Source organism: Francisella philomiragia (assembly GCF_018135955.1).
GTDB lineage: Bacteria > Pseudomonadota > Gammaproteobacteria > Francisellales > Francisellaceae > Francisella > Francisella philomiragia.
Map to the genome: position 1 here is coordinate 642,246 of NZ_CP063138.1, position 20,325 is coordinate 662,570.

A 20,325-nucleotide genomic window follows, 5' to 3' on the forward strand; every position below is an offset into this window, starting at 1 on the left:
TTTTACTATAGTATTAGTTGGATTTTAGTATTAAAACTTCATAAGGAAGAAAAAGGTAAAATAAATATATGGCACAAAATAATGATAATAAAAATAATATGCTTAAAAATATTATTTTTTGGATTTTAATCATTGGTGGGATGCTACTGCTTTTCAATGGTATCAATGATACGAATAGCTCATCTAAAAGTATTAACTACTCCTCATTTGTAACTAAGCTAAAAGATAACAAGATTAGCGTAGTAGACGTTGATGGTAGAACTATCACTGGTAAGACAGAAGATGGTGAAAGCTTTGTGACTTATGCTCCGCTACTTGATGGTAGTTTAGTCAATAAGTTAGAGGATAGCAAAGCTGTTATTAAAGCAAAAGCACCTGAGAAGCCAAATATATTTTTAGCATTCTTGCTGAATTGGTTGCCTATGCTACTAATCTTTGGTTTCTTTATCTATATGATGATGAAAGCTGGTGGTGGTAGCAAAGGAGGTCCTTTCTCTGTAGGTAAGAGTAAAGCTAAACTTTTAGGCGAAGATGAAATCAAAGTAACTTTGGAAGATGTGGCTGGTGTTGATGAGGCTAAAGAAGAAGTGGCTGAGATCGTTGATTTCTTACGTGAGCCAAAAAAATATGAAAAAATTGGTGGTAAAATTCCAAAAGGTGTCTTAATGGTAGGACCTCCAGGAACGGGTAAGACACTTCTAGCAAGAGCTATAGCTGGTGAAGCTAAAGTACCATTTTTTTCAATTTCAGGTTCTGACTTTGTAGAGATGTTTGTTGGTGTCGGTGCATCTCGTGTGCGCGATATGTTTGATCAAGCTAAGAAAAAAGCACCTTGTCTGGTATTTATTGATGAGATAGATGCTGTAGGACGTCATCGTGGCTCAGGTATGGGTGGCGGTAATGATGAGCGTGAACAGACTCTAAACCAAATGCTTGTTGAAATGGATGGTTTTGCTGATAATGAAGGCGTTATAGTAATTGCTGCTACTAACAGACCAGATGTTTTAGATAAGGCATTATTAAGACCTGGTAGGTTTGATAGACAAGTAAATGTAGGTTTGCCAACTGTTAAAGGCCGTGAAGCTATACTTAAAGTTCATATGAAAAAAGTAGCTTTAGGCGATGATGTTAGGGCTGATTGGATAGCGCGTGGTACTCCAGGATTTTCTGGTGCTGAACTTGCTAACCTTGTAAACGAAGCAGCACTATTTGCTGCAAGAGAGTCTAAAAATAAGATTAGCATGGCAGATTTTGAAAAAGCTAAAGATAAAATCTTGATGGGCTCAGAAAGAAGAAGTATGGCTATGACTGAAAAAGAGAAAAAGCTTACTGCATATCATGAAGCTGGTCATGCTATTATCGGTAAACTGATGCCTGAACATGATCCAGTTTATAAGGTAAGTATCATACCTAGAGGTAGAGCTCTTGGTGTGACTATGTATATGCCAGAGGGTGACACTGTTAGCCAAAGCAGGCTTATTCTACATGGACGTCTATGCAGTATATTTGGTGGCAGAATCGCAGAAGAGCTTATATTTGGATATGATCATGTTACTACAGGAGCATCTAATGATATTCAAGTTGCTACAGATATCGCTCGTAATTATGTAGCTCGTTGGGGCTTGTCAGATGCTATGGGAACAGTCTTATATGATGTTGAAGATGAGGGTCCATTTGGTGGAAGTGGTGGTAAATCTGTCAAGATGTCAGATTCTACTATCCGTGAGGTAGATACAGAAGTACGTAAATTGATTGATAAGAGCTATAACAAGGCTAAGAAGTTATTGGAAGATAATGTCGATATACTTCATGCTATGGCCGATGCTCTTATGAAATATGAGACTATAGATGCATTACAGGTAGATGATTTGATGGCACGACGCGATGTGCGTGAACCAGGTGAGTATGGAGATAGCTATAAGCCTAGTACTGATGATGATATGGTTATCGCTCCTGCTTTACCCGATGAGGATATTCCTGATTCATCTGATGAATCTAATCCCAGAAATGATCTTTAAATATACAGACTTAAATCTTTTATTAATCAAAACAAACATATTTTAATTCTAGAAATATTCATAACAAAATCCAACATATATGAATAATAATTTTAAAGTTAATACTTTAATTAAAGTTAATGATATTAAAAGCTATAAAATTAAGATTTTTGTGGAATTTATGCTAATATATCTTCAGCGAAATTAAGATAAAGGGAACAGATATGTCATTACCTACTCCTCATATAGAAACATTAAGAAAAGAAGAATTTGCAAAAACTGTAATTATGCCAGGCGATCCTTTAAGAGCTAAATATATTGCAGATAACTATTTAGAAAATGTTACAAGAGTTAATGCTGTAAGAAATATGTTTGGTTACACAGGTACTTACAAAGGCAAAAAAGTAAGTGTTATGGGTTCTGGTATGGGTATGGCGAGCATGGGCATTTATGCTTATGAGCTTTTTAAGTATTATGATGTTGATAATATCATTAGAGTAGGCTCAGCAGGTTCATATAAAGAAGAGTTCAAAGTCTATGATGTAGTACTTGTTGAAGAAAGTTACTGTGAATCTGATTTTGTTGAAATTGTAACTGGTGATAAGGCACGTGATGTTAAGTCTTCAGAAGAGCTTAATAAGGATCTTGAAGAGTCTGCAAAAAGACAAAATATAGAACTTAAAAAAGCAAAAGCACATTGTACAGACGTTTTTTATAGAAAAAATTCTGATGATTATAAAAAAATTATCAAAAAGTATGGCTGTGATTTAGTTGAGATGGAAACTGCTGCTTTATTTGCAACAGCAAATGAGTTGGGTAAAAATGCATCTGCAGTTGTAACTATATCTGATAGCTTCATAACAGGTGAATCAACTACTGCTCAACAAAGAGAGCAATCTTTCACTAACATGATGGAAGTTGCTTTAGGTACTATTACTGAGAAATAGTATATTTATTCTTTTAATTTATTAATTTCTAGTTTTATTTTTTCTAATGCTTTCTTAGCTACTTTATTTGGTGGATTTATATCAGCTTTTTTTGTTTGATGGTTTGAATAGTCTACAACAAGCTCTATTTTCTCAACCCTTGAAAATAGAGTTGTTTGGTTTAATTTTGTAATAAACTGGTTATGTAGTTCTTTTATTTTTGATTTTAGTATTTCTTTGTCACTTTGTACTATTATCTTAGTTGGAGAGTAGAAGACTAGCTGAGTATCTTTTAGGTATGGTAGGTTTAGTTTATGTAATTGTTTATTTGCTACTTCTATAGTAGTACTTAGATTAACAGCTTTTGCTATTAAATCTTTGCTAGCGTAAGTTGATTCAGTAATTTTTTTTCTAGTTCGGTGTGAATCTATATTAGCAACTTTTTCTGGAATAATTTTTATGCTCATAATAATCTAGTATATTTTGGTAGCATTACTTAGTTGAGAATAGAATATTTCAATAGCATTGTCTATAGCGGATTCTCTTCCTTTACTTGAACAAGACTTTACTACATATTGCTTAGGAGCTAATTGGCTAGATAAATTATCAGTTATTTGTAGCTCAATAGTTGTATTGATACAGTAACTATTGTTAATCAATCGGTTATCATAGTCTTTTAATTTTAGAGATATACTGATATTTGCAGAGTTTTTATTATCTGTGGTTATGTAGTTATTTACTTGTAGATATTTTTCTAAAGAGCTATAAAAAAAGCCACTATTTTGTTTATCAATATATATTTGTATAGTTCGCTTAACATTTAAAAGTTCATTATCTATATGATTTAGGGCTTCCATGTAGTCATTAATATCAATACTAGGAGATAACACTACTAGTACTCTTAGGCTAGATTTTATTATTTTGATATTTTTATCTACTTGTTGGGTAATATTAAATCTATAAATAGAGCTTTTGTTATATGTAGTGGAGAGTAGTTGACTTGCTTGTTTGATATTACTACTAATTAAATCTTTTAAGTCATTTATGGTTTGTGATTTATTTATTTGAATTTCTATATAGAATATATTATCGGTTAGTGATTGATTTATTACTTGATAATTTGGAATTGTAACATCTGCAGAAGAAGTAGTGACCTCTTGGATAAGTTTCTGAGATACCTTATTATTGTTAGAAATATTAGTGAAACTTGTTGTTGTTGACACAGTCACCTGAAGTCTTTGAATCATATCAGCTAGAGCATTTTGAGTCGCCTGTTGTGAGGTTTTACCTGAACCAAAGCCATATAAAACTTCATCTGTGTTTAATTGATTTGCTATAAACCATTGTGGAATATATTCTATATTTGTATCTTCTATTTTAGATGGTTTATTGCTAGTTTTTTGCGCCTTTTGAATATCAGCATTTGTTCTAATATCATATTTCTTTTGAGTATTTGTGGAGCAACAAGATGTTAATAGACTTAATGTTATTAACATTGGCAGCTTTAGCTTAAAATATCTCATTATGACAGGTATATGGTCTAAATTCGTACAATTAATGTATCTATCTTAATTTAAATTTCTTATAAACTCTATATAATGTACATTTAGGTTATTATTTTTATTTAAAACTATTAAGTATTTGGTTAGTTAACAATGTTAAATTTAGTACAAAAAATTATAGGTAGTCGCAACGATAGATTCATCAAAAAAGTTTCTAAAACGGTCCAAAAAATTAACTCTTTAGAGACTGAGTTTGAGAAACTTAGCGATCAAGAGTTAAAAGCAAAAACTCAAGAATATAAAGATAGAGTAGCAAAAGGTGAAGCATTAGATAATCTTCTTCCAGAGGCGTTTGCTACAGTTAGAGAAGCTGGTAAGCGTACCAAAAATATGCGCCATTACGATGTGCAACTTATTGGTGGTATAGTACTTCACCAAGGCAAAGTAGCTGAGATGAGAACAGGTGAAGGTAAAACTTTAGTTGCGACGTTACCAGCATATCTAAACGCTTTGACTGGTAATGGGGTGCATGTGATTACAGTTAATGATTACCTTGCAAAGCGTGATGCGGAATTAATGAGTGATATTTATGAATTCCTAGGATTATCAGTAGGTGTGATAGTGGCTGACCTAAATCCTGAGCAACGAAGAGAATCTTATGCTTGTGATATTACATATGGAACAAATAATGAGTTTGGTTTTGACTATCTTAGAGATAATATGGCTTATGATAAAGAACAGCAAGTTCAAAGAAGTCGTAACTATGTAATTATAGATGAGGTTGATTCAATCTTAATTGATGAAGCTAGGACTCCTCTTATTATATCTGGGGCATCTGATGATAGTTCTGAGATGTATAATCTTTTCAATAGATTAGTTCCATTTTTAGAAAAGCAAGAAAAAGAAGAGTTAGACGAGGATCAAGAGCAAAAAGATTTTTATGTTGATGAGAAGTCTAAAAATGCATATTTAACTGAGAAAGGTTATGCAAAAATTGAAAGTATGCTTAAAAAAGAAGGCATCCTTGAAGAAGATGATAATTTGTATAGTCCGCATAATATTACAAAAATGCACTATTTAAATGCATGTTTGAGAGCTCATTCATTGTATCAGCTTAATATTGATTATATTGTGCGTGATCAGGAAATTGTTATTATCGATGAAAGTACTGGTAGAGCTATGCCAGGACGTAGATGGTCAGATGGTTTGCATCAAGCGATAGAAGCTAAAGAAGGCGTCAAAATCAATGCTGAAAATCAGACAATGGCATCTATCACATTCCAGAATTTCTTCAAGTTATATAACAAAATCGCAGGAATGACTGGAACGGCAGATACAGAAGCTTTTGAGCTTCACTCTATTTATGGATTAGAAGTAATAATTATTCCTACTAATAAACCATTAATTAGAAAAGACCATCATGATGAAATCTATGGTAGTGTAAGAGAGAAGTTTGATGCTATAGTTGAAGATATCAAACAAAGAATATCTAAAGGTCAGCCAGTATTAGTTGGTACTGCCTCTATTGAAGCATCTGAAGTTTTATCAACTTTGTTGAAGAAAAAGAAAATTAGACACAATGTATTAAATGCTAAGCAGCATGAGAAAGAGGCTAGTATTATTGCCATGGCAGGTTATCCAGGTAATGTAACGATCGCAACAAATATGGCAGGTCGTGGTACTGATATCATTTTAGGTGGTAATTTGGAAGTTGAGATTGCACAGCTTGAGGATCCTACAGCAGAAGAGGTTGCCCAAATTAAGGCAGAATGGGTTAAGCGTAACGAGGTTGTTAAAAATGCTGGTGGATTATGTATTATTGGTTCAGAAAGACATGATTCACGTAGGATTGATAATCAGTTAAGAGGTCGTGCTGCTCGACAAGGTGATCCAGGTGAGAGTAAATTCTATCTATCAATGGATGATAATCTTTTGAGGATTTTTGCTTCTCAAAGTATGGCTGAAAGAGTTAAGAAAGGTCTAAAAGGTGGTGAATCATTAGCTTTTGGTTTTATGTCAAAAGTTATATCAAAAGCTCAAGGTAAAGTTGAAAGTTATCATTTTGATATCCGTAAAAACTTACTAGAGTATGATAATGTTGTGAATACTCAACGTAAAGTTATTTATGAGCAAAGACAAGCATTTTTAGATTCTGATGATGTTAGTGAAATTCTTGCTGATATTCGTATAGACGTGGCGGAACAGTTATTTCATGATTATGTGCCTGCTGGCTCTATGCATGAACTATGGGATCTTGAGGGTCTAGAAAAGGCACTTAAGTCTGATTTTATGATAGAGATTGACTTACAAAAGCTTTATGAAGAAGATGATAATCTAGGAGAAGAAGATCTTAAGAAGTTTGTAAGAGAGGCTATAGAGTTTGAATTTGCTGAGAAAACTAAAAACTTAGAGGTCGGTGCAGTTAGACAATTTGAGAAGTTCTCATTATTACAGTCATTAGATAGTCACTGGCGTGAGCATTTAAGCTCAATCGATCATTTACGTAATAGTATAAATTTACGTGGTTATGCTCAAAAAGATCCAAAAAATGAGTATAAGAAAGAAGCTTTCGAGTTGTTTTCAACTATGCTAGATAACTTTAAGTATGAGGTTATATCTTCACTTGCTAAGATAAGAATTGCTACAGAAGAAGAAACTCAAAGAGCTCAAGAAGAATGGAAAGAGTCTATGAGTGAAATCAAAGCTGAGCATGAAAGTGTTATTGATAATAACCAATCAGAAGATGATAAAGAGCAAGAAGAAGCACCAAAAGTTCAGCAAGTTAAGAGAGAAGGTCCAAAAATAAAAAGAAATGATCCATGTCCTTGCGGTTCGGGTAAGAAATATAAACAGTGTCATGGTAAAGTAGTCGATTAACTTTTTCTAATTTCATTAAAAAATGATGCGAATATAGATTTTTAAATCCTTGATTTGGTTGTTATTTGAAGTCGATCTGTAGAATCTCGATGAGATTGTAATTTAAATCAAAGTGTGAGCTATATTAATTAATGAGAATTAGATAGTTTGGAGTAAGTATAGAAAGCTTTTAAATAGGAGTACTGTGTGTCTTTAAAGGCGAATTATCTTCTATTTCTACACGAGCACCACTAATAAAGCATGCAATAAAAATATATAAGCTAAGAAGGACTATAATTTCTGTTGATGTTTGATAATCAAAATTAGTATAAAGTTGATTTAATGTTTCATCTGAGACTTTAAAATTGGAACAAAGTTCATCTGCTACTTTACAGATTAAGTTTTCTTCAGTAGACAGATCTGTAACAGTGAAGCTTGATTTTATGATTTCTACGTCCTCGTCTGTTACACCTGAAGCTTTTGAAAGATAATAATGCTGGTAGTTTTCATATTCTGATTTAGTGTTTCTAGCGATTCTTAGTATCCCTATTTCTCTCAGTCTGTCAGGAATTTTTCTTTGATCAGAGTAGATGACAGCAATGAGATCAATCATTTGTATAAAGCCTTGCGGATAACCTGTAGCCATCTTTTTATATAAATTGATATTGGGAAGAGTCTTTAATTTTTCCTGAACATTTTTAGGAAGTGTATCAATTGTTGGGAATTTTATGTCCATAATTTTTATCCTTTATTTGAAACTTACAACAGTTTGTATCTTTGATCTTTTTTACTATTTTATATAGAGACTATATTTTAATATATACCCAACTACACTAACGTATTTACTGGAGTCATAAATATCTTTATTATGTCTTTAATACTATAAATCCAATAATAAACTAGTAAATCTTATAATATGGTAGATAACAAAACAAGGTGCTTTGGCTCAAACTCACAGATATATGCTGACTATCATGATAATGAATGGGGTATTCCTAAATATGATGATAGGGAGCTTTTTGAGCTTTTGATATTAGAAGGAGCTCAAGCAGGTCTTAATTGGGAAACTATTCTAAAAAAACGTCAAGGTTATCGTGATGCTTTTTATAATTTTGATCCTATTAAAGCTACAAGTATGTCAGAATCTGAACTTGAATCTCTTCGAGACAATCCAAATATTATCCGTAATAAATTGAAAATCTATTCTGTTAGAAAAAATGCTCAAGTATTTCTTCAAATTCAAAAAGAGTTTGGTAGCTTTAGTGATTATCTATGGAAATTTGTTAATTTTAAGCAGATTAAGAATAGCTGGAGATCTCGTAGTCAAGTTCCGATATCAACTACTATCAGTGAGAAAATATCAAAAGACCTAAAAAAAAGAGGAATGAGTTTTGTTGGGCCAACTATTATTTATGCTTATATGCAAGCAACTGGCTTAGTTAATGATCATCTAGTTGATTGTTGGTGCTATACTCGAGAGATATAAAAAGTACATTTATAAGATTAAAAATTTATAACTATTTTCCTCAAGCAGGAAGCATTTAATACATAGTCGTAATAGAATCAGGCTTGTGATTTTTGGGTTTTTTGTTATAATATGGTGTCTAGTTTTGTAACTAGGTACTATGGAATAATAACAAAAAGTCAGAAGTCTATTGATTATAGGCAGTTCTGAGGATTTAAAATCTAATAAATGGAGTAATAAATGTACGCGATAATTAAAAATGGCGGTAAGCAATACAAGGTTAAAGAAGGCGAAGTTGTTAAACTTGAGAAATTCGATCTTGGTATTGGCGAAAAAGTTGAGTTTGATACAGTTTTGATGGGTCAAACAGCAGAAGGCGAAGTTAAAATAGGCGCTCCTATTGTAGAAGGTGCTAAAGTTGTAGGCGAAGTTGTAGAACAAGGTCGTAACAAAAAAGTTAAGATCATGAAGTTCCGTCGTCGTAAGCACAGCATGAAGCAACAAGGTCACCGTCAGTATTTTACAGCGGTAAAAGTTTCATCTATTAGTTTATAATTTTATTAAGAATATTTAAGGAGTATACAAATGGCTCATAAGAAAGCTGGTGGTAGTACTAGAAACGGAAGAGATTCAAACCCTAAGTATTTAGGTGTTAAAAGATATGGTGGTGAATTTGTTAAAGCAGGTACAATTATTCTGCGTCAAAGAGGTACTAAGACTCATCCTGGTGTGAATGTTGGTTGTGGTAAAGATCACACTTTATTTGCTCTTAAAGATGGTACTGTTAAGTTCCATGTTGGCGGTGCTTTAAATCGTAAGTTCGTTTCAATTGACGAATAATCTATCTATTTATCTATATCTATCTTTTTGAAAATATCATCATTTCATAATGAGTATTTGCTGAAAAAAGATATTATAATTAATTATTTTCTAGATATAATCTTTACTTTAAAACTTAAAGTTAATTATATGAGTTTCTACATACCTTTGTTTTTATTTTGTATATCATCTACTATTACACCTGGACCAAATAATTTGATGTTGTTGATATCATCGATAAGATTTGGTGTGAGAAAGACATTATCTCATTATTTAGGAGTTTGTCTTGGCTTTCCTTTTATGGTTTTAATCATAGGGATTGGCTTAGAGTCAATCTTTATAAATCATCCAACACTACATACAGTGATAAAAGTTGTAGGCGGTATTTATATGTTATGGCTGGCTTTTAAGATAATTCTATCATCTAATTTTGATGATGAAAAAAGTAGTAAGCCACTAAGCTTTGTTCAAGCAGCATTATTTCAGTGGATAAATCCTAAAGCTTGGATTATGGCAATTGGAGTTGTATCTACTTATACGGTTGTTAGTGCTGATATGAGCTTGATGTTTCAAGTACTTATTATAACAATTATTTATATGATAGTTTCATTTCTATGTACAGGATTTTGGTTATTTGGAGGTAGCTCAGTCAAAAGAATTTTAAATAATGAAAATCATTTAAGAGTATTTAACTTAATCCTAGGATTATTGCTTATACTTTCAATTGTACTTATGATTTTTGAGTAATTACTTTAGCCTTGTCTTTTTTGGAATTTAGCAGAAATAAACATACCAAGTAATACGCCTATTATGATAATTGCTATCATAATTGTCGCTAGGGCATTTATTTCTGGAGTAGGGCCATTTTTGACAGTTGAGTAAATATACATTGGCAGAGTAGGGTTATCACTACCAGCCACAAACTCTGTGACAACTAAATCATCAATAGATAATGTAAATGTAAGTAATGCTGATGTAATCAATGCAGGTATAAGTTGAGGTAAAGTTATTTTAAAGAAAGTCTCTATAGGACCAGCACCTAAATCTAGAGCAGCTTCCTCTAATGATATATCTACACTAGCTATACGTGATTGCATTACTATTGCAACATAAGCTGTACACATTGTTACATGTGCTATAACTACCGTAGTAGTTCCTCTCTCATGAGGCCAACCAATAAGATGCTGTAATGTTGAGAACATTAATAATAAAGCCACCCCAAGAATGATATCAGGTAAAACAAGTGGAGTTGCCACAAGACCATATAAAAAACTTCTAGATCTAAAAAATTTAAATCTAGTCATAGCGTAGGCTACTATAGTTCCAAGTATTGTTGCAATAATTGATGTTATTGTTGCTATCTTTAGGCTAGTAAAAGTGGCATTTATAATATCTTCATCATTAATTACTTCATGATACCAGTCAAAAGTAAAGCCTCCCCATAAGTTTATAATCTGAGAGTCACTAAATGAGAAAACTACTAGGATTACTAGAGGTATGTATAAAAATACCAAGCCAAATACAAGCATTATGCTACTAAATGAAAATTTTTTCATTGCTTATACCCCCTAAACAAAAGTTCTCTTAGCTTGTATACGTTGCATCCACAGAATAGGCAATACTAGAACGACTATTAGTACTACAGATATTGCAGCAGACATACCCCAGTTGTTAGATGTGAAGAACTCTTCCCAAATAACATTTCCTATCATTAATGAATTCATCCCACCCATAATCTGTGGTACTACTACTTCACCAATAGCTGGAATAAATATTAACAAGCTACCGGCAATCAAGCCAGGCATAGATAATGGCAGAGTTATTTTAAAGAATGAGTTTATTGGTTTAGAGCCTAGGTCTTCAGCTGCATCATATATACTAGGATCAATTTTTATCAATGTGCTATAAAGTGGCAATATCAAAAATGGTAAATAACAATAAACCATACCTAAATACATTGAAAAATCATTATATAACAAAGCCATACTTGGTAGACCTAGATCCATTAAGAATTGGTTAAGAGTATGATTGCCTAGTAATGTTACCCAAGCGTAAGTTCTAAGTAAAAATGAAGTCCAGTATGGAATAATAATCAAGACTAAGAAGAAGATTTGAGTATTTTTTTTAGCTCTAGATAAAGCTAAAGCCATAGGGTAACCAATTAAGATACACAAAGCAGTGGTTATAAAGGCAACTTTAAAAGATTTAAGTAATGATATGAATATAAGATTGTAATGAATTAATTCAATGTAATTACTCAGATATAGGGTGAAGTTTACAGTTGAGTCTTTGAATTGCATCAAAGATGTAACTGGTGGAGTACCATCTGTTGGCAATGTAAAACTGATACCTATAACAAATAAGAAAGGTATAAGTAAAAATACCATAAACCATACAAAAGGAACTAAGTACACTAAAGTATGTCTAAAGCTTTTTTCTAAGTTTTGCATTATGAGTATAACACCATGATATTTTCTGATTCCCAAGTGAGATATACTTCATCATCCCAAGATGGATGATCTGCATTTCTCTCAATATTAAAGTCAGTAGACTTAATTATATTGCCATTAGCTGTCCTAACATGGTAAGTAGATAAACCTCCCATATAAGCAATATCTTCAACAATACCTTTAATACAATTTACAGGTTTGTTAGGATTGTAATCTTCTGGTTTGTCTTTACTTATAACAATCTTTTCAGGACGTAACCCAACCCAGATTTCTTGATCTTCAATAGCTTCTATGTTTCTTCTTAACACAAAATTAGTGCCAGCTTGTTCTGAAGTTATGATACTTCGAGTTCTACTTACTGCTTCTACGCGACCTTCAAAAATTGTACTTTTACCAATAAAATTAGCTACAAATCGACTCTTAGGGAATTCATAAATTTCAGAAGGAGTACTTACTTGCTCTAGCCAGCCGTCAGTCATGATACCTATTCGAGTAGACATAGTCATAGCCTCTTCTTGATCATGAGTTACCATTATAAATGTACTGCCTGTCTGTTCTTGAATATCTACAAGTTCAAACTGCATCTGATCACGCAAGTTTTTATCTAGAGCTGATAATGGTTCATCTAGGAGAATTAATTTAGGTCTTTTTGCCAAGCATCTTGCTAGAGCTACACGCTGACGCTGCCCACCAGATAATTGATGTGGTTTTCTTTTAGCAAGATGATCCATTTTTATGATTTTTAGAGCAGCATCAGTAGCTTTTTCTATTTCTTCTTTTTTTAGAGATTTCTCTTGTTTTAAACCGAACATAATATTTTGTTTAACATTCATATGCGGAAAAAGAGCATATGATTGAAACATCATATTAACAGGTCTTTTGTATGGTGGAGTATTAGACATATCTACACCATCAATAATTATTTTGCCATCAGTAGGTCTTTCAAAGCCTGCTAGCATTCTAAGAAGAGTACTTTTACCACTTCCTGAGCCACCTAGCAAAGAAAAAAACTCTTTTGGATAAACATCAAGATTAACAGAATCAACAGCTAAATGACCATCATCAAACTGTTTTGAAAGGTTCTTTATAGAAACCAAAGGTTTTTTTGAAGATTTTTGCATCTTTAGTTCTATATAAATTAGTTAAGATTCTTAATAATAAGCAATTTTTATATAGAAAAAAAGTAAATATTAGAATTAATAACTATTATTTATATTATTGTATCTTTATCGTTTTGTTAAACTAGCTAAGAATAATAAGTATAATGTAAATAGTAGCATTATATTTGGTAGTCAAATATGAACAAATTATCATCAGTTTTTGTTAATGTAGATGAAGAATTTACTAGATATATATTAAAACCTGAAATATCAAACTTACCTGATTGGTTTGATGGAAAGGTTTTGAGAGTCGGGCCAGCTAAATTTGAATATGGGAATATTAAATTGAATCACTGGTTTGATGGACTGGCTATGTTGTATAGCTTTAGATGTAATGATAGGGAAATTTATTTTTCAAATAGATATTTAAGATCTGAGCAATATCTAGCTGCTACTAAAGGACGTATAAAGTTCGATGAGTTTGGTACAATTGTGCCTTATAAATTTGCCAGAATAAGATCATTAATCAAAACTATATTAGGAGTTAAGGTAGAAAAACCAAGTTGTAATGTAAATATCCTAAAAGTGAAAGATAGTTTATTGGCAACTAGTGAAGTAACTACTATGATTGAGTTTGATAAAGATGATCTGCAAACATTAAACGAATTTAGATTTGGTGATAAAATCAAAGGGCAGTTTAGCTGTGCGCATCCTCAATTCGATCCTATAACAAAAGAGCAGTTTAACTTTGTCGTCGATATATCAAAAAAATGTAAATATACTATTTATAAAATTGCGAAAAACTCTTCACAAAGAACAAAAATATATGAGTTCTATGATAATCAATTTATATATAACCATACGCTATTTCTTACAGAGAGCTATGTTGTTTTATATTTAGGCCCATTAAGAGCAAATCCACTTGATTTTTTGACTAAGCCTGTTTCAGAAGTGATCTCCCATGATCCAAATGCAAAATGTAAATTAGTGCTTATCAATCGAAAAAACACATAAAGTGAGCATGTTGGATATTTCAAGTATGGTCTTCCTTCACAGTGTTAATGCTTTTGAACAAAATAACAAAATATATCTAGACTTTATTGAGTATACCGATAATCTTGAACCATATAAGAAGTTCTATTTTAAAAATATTGAGAGTAATGATTGTAGGCTAAAAACACAGCTAACACGGATGGTCGTTGATATCGGTCGTAACACTATAGAGAAAAGTATTATTACAGCTCTTAATGTTGAGTTCCCAAGGATTAATGAGAAATATCTAGTAAAAAACTATCGTTATGTTTATCTAGCTAAGCGTACAGATCAAGCAGAATTTTTTAATAGCATAATAAAAATAGACTTATCAAATAATGATATGGTTGAATATTGCTTTGGAAATGATTTTGTCTCAGAACCTATATTTATAGCTAATCCACAAGCTCAAACTGAAGATGATGGTCTTATATTTGTAAATGTTATCGATACAGACAAGAAACTTAGTTATATTGTCTATTTAAATGCAACTGATTTAAGTTTAGTATATAAAGCATATTTACCAATCTTAATTCCTCCAGCGCTGCATGGGGTATACTTAAAGTAGTATTTTATGAAAAATGTAATTTTTGATTTTGATTCAACATTGATTAAAAAAGAATCATTAGAGTTAATCTTAGAGCCATTATTAGATCAATCTCCTTCAAAGCTAAAAGAAATTGAGCATATTACCAATTTAGGTATGCAAGGAGATATTTGTTTTAGAGAATCTCTTGAAAGAAGATTAGCTATTGCAAGTCCAACAAAGCAAAGTATTAAAGATTTTGCAGATAAGTATTGTCCTGATTTATTGACAAGTGGTATCAAAAAAATAATCGAAACACTTAGAAATAAAGGTTATCAAATATGGATTTTTAGTGGTGGATTAACGGAGAGTATCGAGCCATTTGCAGATTATTTGCATATTCCACGAGACAATATATTTGCAGTAGATATTATTTGGAATGACGATGGAAGCTTTAAGACTCTTGATAACTCTAATGGAGCATGTGATTCAAAGTTAAGTGCTTTTGATAAAGTTAAAGATTTGATAAATGGTGAAATTATAGCTGTTGGTGATGGTTATACAGATTATCAGCTATATGAAAGCGGTTATGTTAATAAGTTCATAGCATATTTTGAACATGTTGAAAGAGAAAAAGTGTCACAATTATCTAAATATATAGCTAGAAATGTAGATGACTTAGAGCTATTGCTTTTCTAACTTTTTGGCAGATATTACCGAGTGAATAAATGCTATAAACAATACTAGTATTCCTATAGAACCACTAAACCATTCTGGAATATGAACGAATATCTTTAGTAATAGTACAGCTGCTAAAAAACCAATAGCGTAGTGAGCACCATGTTCTAAATATATATATTTTGCCAGAGTTTTCTTTTCTACAAATAGTATGGTCAGTGATCTTACAAACATTGCACCAATACCAAGACCAATCATAATTATGATAATATTTGCTGTAATAGCGAATGCACCAATTACACCATCAAAACTAAATGATGCATCTATTATTTCAAGGTAAATAAATCCCATTATGCCGTTGCGAGCAACTGTCGAATTATCTATATGCGATGTATCAAATATGGAGTTAAGCATACCAATGCTTTCATGTACAACTATACCTAAAAAGTAAGCAATTGCTAAACTGCCTTGATAATCAGGTTCTGCATCATAGATGATTATTAAGCCAATAAAGATTGCAAATAGAATATATCCACCATTATAATCACGTATTTTTCTTGTAATCTTATTGTTCTCAATTATAGGTATCCAATGATGACCCTCATTTTCACTGAGAAAAAAGTTCAGAAAAACCATAAGTAAGAAACTACCACCAAAACTGCAAATATAGGGCATCGAATGTTCTAATATATTTTGATACTGTTGAGGATCGTTTAGAGCAAGTGTAACTACGTTAGTAAAATTAATACCACTTGTGACACTTACCAATAAAATTGGGAATAATAAACGCATACCAAAAACGGCAATCGGTAAACCTAAGTAGATAAAGATCTTTTGCCATTTTTGTGACATTTGTCCAAGAATTTTTGCATTGATGACGGCATTGTCAAAACTAAGAGAAATTTCAAGTATGGCCAGAATTAATACCGAGTATATTGTTTCTAATGGAGCAGTTGGATAAATAAATATAGCAATACCGATACCAATAAGAGTTACAAAGAAAGAACCATAGAAGTATTTTAAAATTTTCAAAGCGATCAAAAAGTATGTTTTTAACGAGTAGATTTTAACATATAATGATATTTTACAAGATATTTTCAAGGTAGTTATATGTCGTTAGCATTGTATACGATTATTTTTTTAGGATTATGTTTCTTTTTATGGCGTAATTTTATGAAAAATAAGGAATATGCTGTAGATGTTGCTCAACGTTCAACGGCAAAATATGATTTAGAGTTGCTAGATGAAACTGTTTGTTTACGTAAAATAGATGTTAAGCTTGAGAATAGGCGTTTAGTTTTTTATAGAGTATATTCATTCGACTATAACAGTTCATTATCTGATGACAGATTTAGAGGATATATAGTAATAAGAAACGGTAGGCTTGATGATATTGTTATATCAGAATTTGAGAAGGCTGATGTTATTAGAGAAAATATAGTATCTGAACAATTTGAGGATTCTCAATCAGGATCATCAGTACATAATATTATAAATTTTGATGAAGAAGGAAAATTATGATTATTCATTTACACCAGTTACCAAAGTTAAAAGGCAGAAATTATAGCTGTAGTCCTTTTTGTCTAAAACTTGAACTATATCTAAAAGCTACTGATTTGAGTTATCAGAATCATTTTAGTTTGGAGTTTAATAAGTCACCAACAGGTAAGATGCCATATATAGAAACTATGGGTAAGAAATTCGCTGATAGCAATCTCATTATCGAAATGTTAGATAAGCAAAATCACAATAATTTGGATGAGCATCTAAATTCTGAGCAAAAAGCTATATCTACAGCATTTATAAGATTATGTGAGGATAGCTTGTATTGGATTGGAGTATATAGTCGCTGGGCTGATAAAGATAATTATGCATGGAAGAAAGAGTTTCTAGAATCAACTAAACTACCAAAGGCTATGGCGAGTATAGTTTATCCTGTTGCTAAGAGAAACATTCTGCGTCAACTAAAGGCCGCTGGTGTTACAAACCTAACTAATAATGAAATTTATTCAAAAGCGGAGCGTGATTTAAAGGCTATAGCAGACTATTTGGGTGAAAAAGAGTATTTCTTCAATTCTAAACTATCATTAGTAGACTTGGTAGTCTTTAGCTTTCTAATTAATATTGCTGACGGCAGTTGTGGGCAAAGATTGCAGAACTTTTTGATTAGTCTTAAACTTGATAATTTTATTAAAAATATGCAAGAATCATTTGAGCTTGATTTTTAATCTACGCGACTACTTTTCTACTAAGTAGTACTTTAAAGAGTAATAATTTAACACGATTTACTGTTTGACTAGTTCAAATAGCTTTAAAACAGCTTGTCGCTAATATGAGGAGGATCTGTAAGTGCAGCATATAGAAGAAAAACAAAGAACAAAATATTTTATTTCATTATTTTTGTTACAATTATTTGAAAGGTTTAGTTTTTTTGGTTTCTTTTATATCTTAATATTCTTCTGTATAAATAAGTTAAATCTTACAGAGTCGTATGCTTCAACTTTTGCAGGCTCATTTACTGCGCTTTGTTATGTTTTAAGTTCATTAGGGGGATTTATTTCTGATAAAGCTTTAGGTGTTAGAAGAACCTTAATAGCTGGAGGTATCTGTTTACTATTAGGATATTCATTATTAGCAACTAGCGATATGCTAATGAATTTTTCGATTTATATTGGGTTGGCAATGATTATCGTTGGAGCATGTTTATTTGTGCCTATGACTTTAAATAGTGTGTCTAGATTATATGCAGGAGATCCAGCAAAGCTAGATTCTATATATGCGTATTTTAATATGGCTAACAATATTGGGGCATTATCAGGTGCTATTCTAATACCTTATTTAAGCAGTGCAGATTCATATGGTTTAGAAAATAGACACTATGGAATTGCTTTAGGGGTGTGTGCTTGTGGAGTATTGTTAGCTCTTGGTAATATATTTATGAATAAAAAGCTATTTTCAACAATAGCAGCTCCTGTAGGCAAAAAAACACTTAGTTTTCAGCAGTTAGTTTTAGCTATAGTAGGTATAATATTTTTTGTATCAGTAGTTACAGGATTACTTTATTTTAGTAGTCTAATTATTATCGTGCTGGTTTTAGCAGTAGTTATAATTGTTGGCTATTTTATAAATATTACTTTTCAGCAAGATAAAGAGTATCGTTTGAAAATGTTACTTTTATTAGTATTTATATTTTACGCAACAATATTCTTTATGACCTATGCTCAAAAGACAACGTCATTTTTCTTATTTAATGTTCACCATGTGGATTTGAATGTTTTAGGTATTAAGCTAAATTCGCAAACTGTACCAGGACTATTAAATACTTCAGGGATTTTAATTTTCTCTCCAATTCTTGCTATGTATTTTAACAAGATGGGCGATAGATTAAGATCAACTAGTAAGTTTGCTTTATGTTTATTATTTGCTGGTATATGTTACGCGTTTTTGTACTTCGTTTGTGTATTTAATGATCCATCTTCGAAAGTTTCATTTTGGTGGGAAGTAGTAGCAGTTGGAGTATTTTTTTCATGGGCTGAGATTATGGCAACAGCTGTTGGTTTATCTTTGATAACCCAACTTGTTCCCACTAAGGTAAGAGGCTTTTGTATGGGGATGTGGTTCTTAACTTGGGCTGTTGGGATCAAGCTTGGTGCATACGTGGCTTCGCTTTATGCTAGTAAAGATTTAGCCAACTCTAAAAGCTCTCTACTAGTTGGTCAAGCTAAGATTAATAGCTATTTGGGATATGAAAATTTGTTTATGTGGATAGCTATAGTTACTATAGTTGCAGCTTGTTCACTTCTGGTTTTAAAAAATAAAATTAATAATGTAATTTATAAATAATGTGGGAAATTTATGAATATTCTAAAAATTAGTAAACAAACTTTGAGAAATAACATTAAGATTATTCGAGAATATGTTGGCAACGCTAAGATATGTTTTCCTGTTAAGGCAAATGCTTATGGGCATGGTATAGAAGAGATAGTAGAAAATACGCATGATTTAGTTGATTTCTTTGCTGTGGCTAACTCTCTAGAGGCTTTTAGAGTTACTGCTATCACTAAAAAGCCAGTGCTAGTATTTGGAGTAATATACTATGAGTATCTTGAAAGAATGGTCTCTGAAAATATTAGAGTTAGTATCCAAGATTATGACGATATTGAAAAGCTAGAGCAAATAGCCAAAGAGCTTAATAAAAAGATATATGTCCATATTAATGTAAATACCGGCATGAACCGTATGGGTGTTTGTTACAATGATGTTTGTAGAACTATCAAGAGAGCTTATAATTCTAAATGGATTATACTTGAAGGTGTGTACAGTCATTTGGCGTGTGCTGATAATAGAGATCATCCAACTAATGCTAAGCAGAAGAAAAGATTTTCAGAAATTGTTGAGTATGCTAAAGAGTTATCTCAAGACATAATTTGTCATTTATCAAATTCTTATGGTTTTCTTGGTGACAAAGAAATTTGTTACGATATGGTTAGACCAGGAATCCTCATTTATGGTTTTCTTCCAGAGTTCTATGTTGAAAGATCAATTAGAGAAATAAAACCGATCGCAAGGTTATTATCAAAAGTAGTTAAGATAATCGAATTAGAAGAGGGCGATGGGGTAGGTTACTCTATGATATACAGAGGTTTCGATGGCGAAAAAGTTGCAGTGATACCTATTGGTTATGGTGATGGATTTCCAAGAGAACTTGGAGATCGAGGTTTTGTTAATATTGATAATGTAATGTATCCAATGGCTGGTAGAATGAGTATGGACGGTTTGACAGTCTCATTAGGTCATAATGAGCATAATGTTAAAGTTGGAGATGTTGTAGAGTTAATATCTGATATTCCACGCAATAGAAACAGTGCTTTTTTAATGGCTAAACAAGTCAATACCATTGAATACGACATTATGAGTACACTAAATGATAGAATTATAAGAGAGGTTATATAATAGCTAAAGTATTTACATAGG

21 protein-coding genes are annotated in these 20,325 nt (G+C 31.8%); 14 read left to right on the plus strand and 7 right to left on the minus strand.

All coding sequences use genetic code 11. The features are described from left to right. The first annotated feature begins 68 nt into the window (after positions 1-68). A complete protein-coding gene (ftsH, locus tag IMS64_RS03095) occupies positions 69-2,018 on the plus strand; it encodes an ATP-dependent zinc metalloprotease FtsH (protein ID WP_211490874.1) in 1,950 nt (649 codons plus the stop codon). Between the two features lie 203 nt (positions 2,019-2,221). After that, the gene (gene deoD, locus IMS64_RS03100) at positions 2,222-2,944 is read left to right on the plus strand and encodes a purine-nucleoside phosphorylase (protein WP_004288043.1); all 723 of its coding nucleotides are present in this window, start codon (positions 2,222-2,224) and stop codon (positions 2,942-2,944) included. Positions 2,945-2,949: 5 nt separating this feature from the next. Here deoD and IMS64_RS03105 read toward each other — a convergent pair whose 3' ends face one another. Both IMS64_RS03105 and IMS64_RS03110 read right to left on the minus strand, forming a co-directional pair. Next, positions 2,950-3,390, minus strand: coding sequence for a hypothetical protein (locus IMS64_RS03105; protein WP_200156744.1), 441 nt, complete (start codon positions 3,388-3,390; stop codon positions 2,950-2,952). A 6-nt stretch (positions 3,391-3,396) separates the two neighbouring features. Continuing rightward, positions 3,397-4,446: an LPP20 family lipoprotein gene (locus IMS64_RS03110; protein WP_211490875.1), complete on the minus strand. Its 1,050-nt coding sequence runs from the start codon at positions 4,444-4,446 to the stop codon at positions 3,397-3,399. Between the two features lie 132 nt (positions 4,447-4,578). Between IMS64_RS03110 and secA the strand changes: the two genes are divergently transcribed. After that, positions 4,579-7,302 (plus strand): preprotein translocase subunit SecA, encoded by a 2,724-nt coding sequence (secA, locus tag IMS64_RS03115; RefSeq protein WP_211490876.1) that lies wholly within the window; start codon positions 4,579-4,581, stop codon positions 7,300-7,302. 169 nt (positions 7,303-7,471) lie between these two features. On the opposite strand, the gene IMS64_RS03120 is transcribed toward secA, so the two are convergent. Beyond that, positions 7,472-8,017, minus strand: a complete 546-nt coding sequence (locus IMS64_RS03120) for a carboxymuconolactone decarboxylase family protein (RefSeq protein ID WP_211490877.1) — start codon at positions 8,015-8,017, stop codon at positions 7,472-7,474. Positions 8,018-8,197: 180 nt separating this feature from the next. On the opposite strand from IMS64_RS03120, the gene IMS64_RS03125 reads away from it, so the two are divergent. The 4 genes from IMS64_RS03125 to IMS64_RS03140 all read left to right on the plus strand — a co-directional run bounded on the left by IMS64_RS03125 (position 8,198) and on the right by IMS64_RS03140 (position 10,312). Then, complete coding sequence (locus tag IMS64_RS03125; RefSeq protein ID WP_211490878.1) at positions 8,198-8,767, plus strand: DNA-3-methyladenine glycosylase I; 570 nt, start codon at positions 8,198-8,200, stop codon at positions 8,765-8,767. A gap of 219 nt (positions 8,768-8,986) precedes the next feature. Then, a complete protein-coding gene (gene rplU, locus IMS64_RS03130) occupies positions 8,987-9,301 on the plus strand; it encodes a 50S ribosomal protein L21 (RefSeq protein WP_004288036.1) in 315 nt (104 codons plus the stop codon). Between the two features lie 30 nt (positions 9,302-9,331). Continuing rightward, entirely contained in the window at positions 9,332-9,586 is a 255-nt protein-coding gene (gene rpmA, locus IMS64_RS03135) for a 50S ribosomal protein L27 (protein ID WP_004288034.1), read from the plus strand. Between the two features lie 129 nt (positions 9,587-9,715). Next, positions 9,716-10,312 carry a LysE family translocator gene (locus tag IMS64_RS03140; RefSeq protein ID WP_012279686.1) on the plus strand — a complete coding sequence of 199 codons (597 nt, stop codon included), beginning with the start codon at positions 9,716-9,718 and terminating at the stop codon, positions 10,310-10,312. A gap of 5 nt (positions 10,313-10,317) precedes the next feature. Here the strand turns inward: IMS64_RS03140 and IMS64_RS03145 are convergent, their stop codons facing one another. The 3 genes from IMS64_RS03145 to IMS64_RS03155 are packed head-to-tail and all read right to left on the minus strand — an operon-like array spanning position 10,318 to position 13,136. Continuing rightward, positions 10,318-11,121 carry an ABC transporter permease gene (locus IMS64_RS03145; RefSeq protein WP_012279685.1) on the minus strand — a complete coding sequence of 268 codons (804 nt, stop codon included), beginning with the start codon at positions 11,119-11,121 and terminating at the stop codon, positions 10,318-10,320. Between the two features lie 12 nt (positions 11,122-11,133). Further along, a complete protein-coding gene (locus IMS64_RS03150; protein WP_035722638.1) occupies positions 11,134-12,015 on the minus strand; it encodes an ABC transporter permease in 882 nt (293 codons plus the stop codon). Beyond that, a complete protein-coding gene (locus IMS64_RS03155; RefSeq protein WP_003015139.1) occupies positions 12,015-13,136 on the minus strand; it encodes an ABC transporter ATP-binding protein in 1,122 nt (373 codons plus the stop codon). Before IMS64_RS03155 ends, IMS64_RS03150 begins: the two co-directional genes overlap by 1 nt. Before the next feature lie 177 nt (positions 13,137-13,313). Between IMS64_RS03155 and IMS64_RS09880 the strand changes: the two genes are divergently transcribed. From IMS64_RS09880 to IMS64_RS03165, 3 genes are read left to right on the plus strand one after another with little or no spacing between them, the layout of a single operon-like run. After that, entirely contained in the window at positions 13,314-14,129 is an 816-nt protein-coding gene (locus IMS64_RS09880; RefSeq protein ID WP_284040906.1) for a carotenoid oxygenase family protein, read from the plus strand. 7 nt (positions 14,130-14,136) lie between these two features. Beyond that, positions 14,137-14,715: a carotenoid oxygenase family protein gene (locus IMS64_RS09885; protein ID WP_284040907.1), complete on the plus strand. Its 579-nt coding sequence runs from the start codon at positions 14,137-14,139 to the stop codon at positions 14,713-14,715. 6 nt (positions 14,716-14,721) lie between these two features. Then, positions 14,722-15,372, plus strand: a complete 651-nt coding sequence (locus IMS64_RS03165) for an HAD-IB family phosphatase (protein WP_211490879.1) — start codon at positions 14,722-14,724, stop codon at positions 15,370-15,372. Here the strand turns inward: IMS64_RS03165 and IMS64_RS03170 are convergent. Then, positions 15,358-16,383: a DUF475 domain-containing protein gene (locus tag IMS64_RS03170; RefSeq protein WP_211490880.1), complete on the minus strand. Its 1,026-nt coding sequence runs from the start codon at positions 16,381-16,383 to the stop codon at positions 15,358-15,360. The two genes, IMS64_RS03165 and IMS64_RS03170, sit on opposite strands and share 15 nt — an antisense overlap. Before the next feature lie 78 nt (positions 16,384-16,461). On the opposite strand from IMS64_RS03170, the gene IMS64_RS03175 reads away from it, so the two are divergent. From IMS64_RS03175 to alr, 4 genes are all read left to right on the plus strand, one after another. Then, positions 16,462-16,872, plus strand: coding sequence for a DUF3301 domain-containing protein (locus IMS64_RS03175; protein WP_004288025.1), 411 nt, complete (start codon positions 16,462-16,464; stop codon positions 16,870-16,872). Next, positions 16,872-17,579, plus strand: coding sequence for a glutathione S-transferase family protein (locus IMS64_RS03180; RefSeq protein WP_211491082.1), 708 nt, complete (start codon positions 16,872-16,874; stop codon positions 17,577-17,579). Before IMS64_RS03175 ends, IMS64_RS03180 begins: the two co-directional genes overlap by 1 nt. Before the next feature lie 121 nt (positions 17,580-17,700). Next, positions 17,701-19,194, plus strand: a complete 1,494-nt coding sequence (locus IMS64_RS03185; protein WP_012279678.1) for a peptide MFS transporter — start codon at positions 17,701-17,703, stop codon at positions 19,192-19,194. A 12-nt stretch (positions 19,195-19,206) separates the two neighbouring features. After that, complete coding sequence (gene alr / locus IMS64_RS03190) at positions 19,207-20,304, plus strand: alanine racemase (protein WP_200147791.1); 1,098 nt, start codon at positions 19,207-19,209, stop codon at positions 20,302-20,304. Positions 20,305-20,325 lie beyond the last annotated feature (21 nt).

Bases quoted from the DNA above. Each gene is read 5' to 3' on its own strand.
- ftsH (WP_211490874.1), top strand. From the start codon at position 69: ATGGCACAAAATAATGATAATAAAAATAATATGCTTAAAAATATTATT.
- deoD (WP_004288043.1), top strand. From the start codon at position 2,222: ATGTCATTACCTACTCCTCATATAGAAACATTAAGAAAAGAAGAATTT.
- IMS64_RS03105 (WP_200156744.1), bottom strand. From the start codon at position 3,390: ATGAGCATAAAAATTATTCCAGAAAAAGTTGCTAATATAGATTCACAC.
- IMS64_RS03110 (WP_211490875.1), bottom strand. From the start codon at position 4,446: ATGAGATATTTTAAGCTAAAGCTGCCAATGTTAATAACATTAAGTCTA.
- secA (WP_211490876.1), top strand. From the start codon at position 4,579: ATGTTAAATTTAGTACAAAAAATTATAGGTAGTCGCAACGATAGATTC.
- IMS64_RS03120 (WP_211490877.1), bottom strand. From the start codon at position 8,017: ATGGACATAAAATTCCCAACAATTGATACACTTCCTAAAAATGTTCAG.
- IMS64_RS03125 (WP_211490878.1), top strand. From the start codon at position 8,198: ATGGTAGATAACAAAACAAGGTGCTTTGGCTCAAACTCACAGATATAT.
- rplU (WP_004288036.1), top strand. From the start codon at position 8,987: ATGTACGCGATAATTAAAAATGGCGGTAAGCAATACAAGGTTAAAGAA.
- rpmA (WP_004288034.1), top strand. From the start codon at position 9,332: ATGGCTCATAAGAAAGCTGGTGGTAGTACTAGAAACGGAAGAGATTCA.
- IMS64_RS03140 (WP_012279686.1), top strand. From the start codon at position 9,716: ATGAGTTTCTACATACCTTTGTTTTTATTTTGTATATCATCTACTATT.
- IMS64_RS03145 (WP_012279685.1), bottom strand. From the start codon at position 11,121: ATGAAAAAATTTTCATTTAGTAGCATAATGCTTGTATTTGGCTTGGTA.
- IMS64_RS03150 (WP_035722638.1), bottom strand. From the start codon at position 12,015: ATGCAAAACTTAGAAAAAAGCTTTAGACATACTTTAGTGTACTTAGTT.
- IMS64_RS03155 (WP_003015139.1), bottom strand. From the start codon at position 13,136: ATGCAAAAATCTTCAAAAAAACCTTTGGTTTCTATAAAGAACCTTTCA.
- IMS64_RS09880 (WP_284040906.1), top strand. From the start codon at position 13,314: ATGAACAAATTATCATCAGTTTTTGTTAATGTAGATGAAGAATTTACT.
- IMS64_RS09885 (WP_284040907.1), top strand. From the start codon at position 14,137: ATGTTGGATATTTCAAGTATGGTCTTCCTTCACAGTGTTAATGCTTTT.
- IMS64_RS03165 (WP_211490879.1), top strand. From the start codon at position 14,722: ATGAAAAATGTAATTTTTGATTTTGATTCAACATTGATTAAAAAAGAA.
- IMS64_RS03175 (WP_004288025.1), top strand. From the start codon at position 16,462: ATGTCGTTAGCATTGTATACGATTATTTTTTTAGGATTATGTTTCTTT.
- alr (WP_200147791.1), top strand. From the start codon at position 19,207: ATGAATATTCTAAAAATTAGTAAACAAACTTTGAGAAATAACATTAAG.